The 3,675-nt window shown below is 73.2% G+C and carries 4 protein-coding genes and 1 pseudogene; 2 read left to right on the forward strand and 3 right to left on the reverse strand.

Translation table 11 applies throughout. The annotated features are described in order from the left end of the window. Both G3573_RS20730 and G3573_RS20735 read right to left on the reverse strand, forming a co-directional pair. Positions 1-248, reverse strand: a pseudogene (locus tag G3573_RS20730) (hypothetical protein); the annotation flags it as partial. 242 nt (positions 249-490) lie between these two features. After that, positions 491-1,585 (reverse strand): NAD(P)/FAD-dependent oxidoreductase, encoded by a 1,095-nt coding sequence (locus G3573_RS20735; RefSeq protein WP_163263552.1) that lies wholly within the window; start codon positions 1,583-1,585, stop codon positions 491-493. Positions 1,586-1,893: 308 nt separating this feature from the next. Between G3573_RS20735 and G3573_RS20740 the strand changes: the two genes are divergently transcribed. Then, positions 1,894-2,418: a hypothetical protein gene (locus tag G3573_RS20740; RefSeq protein ID WP_163263553.1), complete on the forward strand. Its 525-nt coding sequence runs from the start codon at positions 1,894-1,896 to the stop codon at positions 2,416-2,418. A gap of 190 nt (positions 2,419-2,608) precedes the next feature. Further along, on the forward strand, positions 2,609-3,424 hold the full coding sequence (locus G3573_RS20745) for a hypothetical protein (RefSeq protein ID WP_163263554.1): 816 nt from the start codon (positions 2,609-2,611) through the stop codon (positions 3,422-3,424). Between the two features lie 6 nt (positions 3,425-3,430). Here the strand turns inward: G3573_RS20745 and G3573_RS20750 are convergent. Continuing rightward, positions 3,431-3,675 (reverse strand): hypothetical protein (locus tag G3573_RS20750; protein WP_163263555.1); only part of this gene is annotated, 245 nt, incomplete at its 5' end.

Below are 3,675 nucleotides of genomic sequence, written 5' to 3' on the forward strand. Positions count from 1 at the left end.
CCGCCGCCCAGCACGGCGCCCGCGCCGGCGCCCATCACCGCGTCGTCGGCGGCGTCGGCGTGCTTGCCCTCGCGCCCGCGCGCCTCGCGGTCCAGCGGCGAGAACGACTTCTTCTCGGCGTGGCGGCCTTCGACGTTGTTGGCCACCAGGGCGATCATGTTCGGGTCGAAGTCGGCCTTTTCCAGAGCCCGCACGGCGGCGAGGGCGTCCTTGTAGTCGTCGAACAGGCGGGTGACGGTGCGGGTCATGGGAACTCTCCTGGGCTACGCGCCCCGGTAAAGGGCGCGAGGCGGGGCCGGGTTCCGTTCCGCGATCCTTCTCCCCTTGCGGGAGAAGGAGGGGCCCGCCGGCCGAAGGCCGGTGGGAGGATGAGGGGTTTCGCGAGCTTTCAGGCGCGAGCTGTGCGCCAGGACGGGCGAGGGCGGCGCGACCCCTCACCCTCCCGTCGCTTCGCGCCGGGCCCCTCCCTCTCCCGCAAGGGGAGAGGGGTTTAAAGCCCCAACCGCCCCGCCACCTCTTCCCCGATCGCCAGCGACGCGGTCAGGCCGGGGCTCTCGATGCCGAACAGGGCGACCAGGCCGGGCATGGAGGTGTCCAGGTCGAAGTCGGGCTGGGGCTCGCCCGGGCCGTGGATCTTGGGGCGCACGCCGGCGTAGTCGGGGGTCAGGGCGCCGTCCGGCAGGGCCGGCCAGAAGCGGCGCACATAGGCGTAGAAGCCCTCGGCCCGGGCCGGATCGACGTCGTAGTCGGGGTGGTCGACGTATTCGAGGTCCGGCCCGAAGTGGGCGCGGCCGCCCAGGTCGCGCTTGTAGTGCACGCCGAGCGCGCCGGGGATCGGCGGCGGATAGACCAGGCGCTGGAACGGCGCGGGGCCGCTGAGCGCGAAATAGGTGCCCTTGCCGTAGTGGGCGGGCGGGATGCGGCTGGCCGGAAAGCCCTCGACGTGGGCGGCGCAGCCCTGCGCGTCCAGGCCCGGGGCCAGCACCAGCCAGCGGCAGCTCAGCTCGGCCGGCTCGGCCCCGCCGGCGCGCACGCGAAAGCCGCCGTCCGGCAGGGGCGCGGCGTGCTCGAACGGCGCGGCGAAGGCGACAGCCCCGCCGGCCGCCTCGATCTCGCCCTGCAGGGCCAGCATGTAGCCGTGGCTGTCGAAGATGCCGGTCTCTTCCGAGAGCAGGGCGGCGACCGCGTTGACCTGGGGCTCCAGCGCGCGGGCCTGTTCGCCGGTCAGGCGGCGGATCCCCTCGACGCCGTTCAGCCCCGCCTGGGCCTCGATGGCGTCCAGGCGCGCGACCTCGGCCGCGTCGGTGGCCACCACCAGCTTGCCGCAGCGCTCGTACGGAACGCCGTGCTGTTCGAGAAATCCGTAGAGCGCGCGCCGGCCCTCGACGCACAGGCGGGCCTTCAGCGAGCCGGTCGGATAGTACAGCCCGGCGTGGATCACCTCGGAATTGCGCGAGGACACGCCCGAGCCGATCAGCCGCTCCTTCTCCAGCACGATGACGGAATTGCCGCGGCGGGAGAGGGCGTAGGCGCAGGCCAGGCCGACCGCGCCTGCCCCCACCACGATCGCATCGACGTCGTACATGCGCCGAGCGTGGCCGGGCGGGGCGGGGAGATCAAGGGCGTCCGTGATCCTTCTCCCCTTGAGGGAGAAGGACGGAGCCCGCGCGCCGGAGGGCTTCAGCCCGCAGGCCTGCGCGGGAGGATGAGGGGTCTCGCGAGCTTTCGGCAGGGGCGCCTTAACCCGACGGCGGCAGGGTCATGCGCTCGTGGAGTCGGAGCAAGCGCGTGTTCGGTCGGGGCTTGGCGTTGACGGCGGCGCTCGCCGCGGGAGTGGGCGGCTGTGATCGTCCCAGGAGCGCCGCGTCGGGCGGGGCGCCGGTGCGCCCGTGCATGGTCTGGGACGTGGGCCTGGCGCCGACCGACCCGGCGGCTGAGTTCGTCTATGGCCATGACTACATCGGCGGGGTCACCCATCGGACCCGGTTCAGCATCGCGGCCGTGAAGCGAGCCTTCCCGTCGGCCGAGATCACCCGCGAAGACTGGAGCATGTACACCGACTCCCGGCCGGCCCGGCGTGAGCCGAGAATCCGGGTGCGCGCGCCCGGCGTGGACTTGGTGCTGGGAGAGGCGCCCGGCGGGTGCGTCGGCGGAGCGACGATCGACGGCGCGCGTGCGCGCGGGCCGGTCAACCTGCCGGACGGGGCGGCGTGGCGCGACAGCGGGTTTGCCCCGGCCGACTGCAGGACGGAACAGGAGCCGTTCGTCCCCGACACGTCGGTCATGTCCTGTGGACGCCCCGGCGAGTCCGACCTTCGCTATTGGTTCGCCATTCCGGCGCAGGACGTGACTGCGCCCCCGGACCTTGAGCACGCTCGGTTTACGCACGTGGTCTGGGGCTATTTCGCTCGCTGGTGACCCGGTCGGCGCGACCCCTCATCCTCCCGCGCAGCCCTCCGCTAGCGCTCCGGGGCGCGGGCTCCGTCCTTCTCCCTCAGGGGGAGAAGGAGCAGCGACAAGGCGCCCCGCCGCCTTGACCTGAGTTTGCGCGACCGCCGATATCAACCTTGGGGTGACTCGGCGCGGGGGCGTCGGCGGGGGGCGTGACATGATGGAATCGACGCTGGCCAAGCGGGTGGACCGCCGTCCGAAGCGGGGGATGGGGACGGTCGTGGCCGTGGGCCTGGCGCTGGTCGTCGGCTCGATCCTGCTCGAGAGCGGGTCGGCCTTCCGCGACCGCGAGCAGGACAAGGCCGAGAGGCAGGTATTGGCCTCGGAGCTGACGACGGCTCTGAGCGAGGCCTACCAGGGCCGCCAGGTCGAGGTCGGGCCGAGCGTGTCCGGAGAGGCTGGCGAGCTGGGTCGCCTGATGAAGGTCCACATGAACGCCCTCGTCGCCGATCAGCAGGCCTCCCAGGCCGAGTTCGTGGCGGCGGGCGGGGACCGGCTGCTCGACGCGTCGACCTTCGCGGGTGAAGCGGGTCTGAGCGGGGCGCGGGCGCGTCTGGCGAAGGCGCGGGCGATCACGGAGAAGTACCGCGTTCTGCCGGCTGTGCGGCTGGCCGAACTGCGCGCGGCGGTTCAGGCGTCGCCGCGGCTGAGCCCGACCACAAAGCGCGAGGCCTTGGCCGGCGTCGACAAGGGCCAGGCCAGGGCGCTGGCGAAGGTGGAGCGGATCTGGGGCCTGGAAGCGAAGATCCTCGACGAGGTCGAGGGCGGTCTGGACGTCCTGCAGGGCGCGCGCGGACGCTGGGTGGTCCGGGACGGGCAGCTCCTCTTCGCGCGTGACGACGATCTCAAGGCTTACGACGCGCACGTGCAGAAGATCCGCCGGCTGGCCGCCGAGGAAGAGGCGTTGGTCGCAGGCGCCCAGGCCGAGACGATGGCAGGCGTCGAGCGCCTGCGCAACCCGAACGGGGGCTAGAGCCCCTCAGTCCCCCGGCAGGTCCGCCGCTGCGTCGACCATGTGGGCGGCCATCCGCGCGGCGGCGTCGGGGCGCAGGCGCTCCAGGGCGGCGAAGGCGGCGATCTGTGCGCGGCAGTATTCGGGGCGGGGCAGGCGGCGCAGGTCGGGGTTCGGCGGCACGCCGGCCTGGGCGCGCAGCTCGCGGTAGGCGGCCTCGTAGAAGGCCTGGTCGCTGGCCCCGGCGCGGGCGCGGCGCACCGGGTCCAGCC

This window comes from Caulobacter sp. 17J65-9 (genome assembly GCF_010975005.1).
Lineage (GTDB): Bacteria > Pseudomonadota > Alphaproteobacteria > Caulobacterales > Caulobacteraceae > 17J80-11.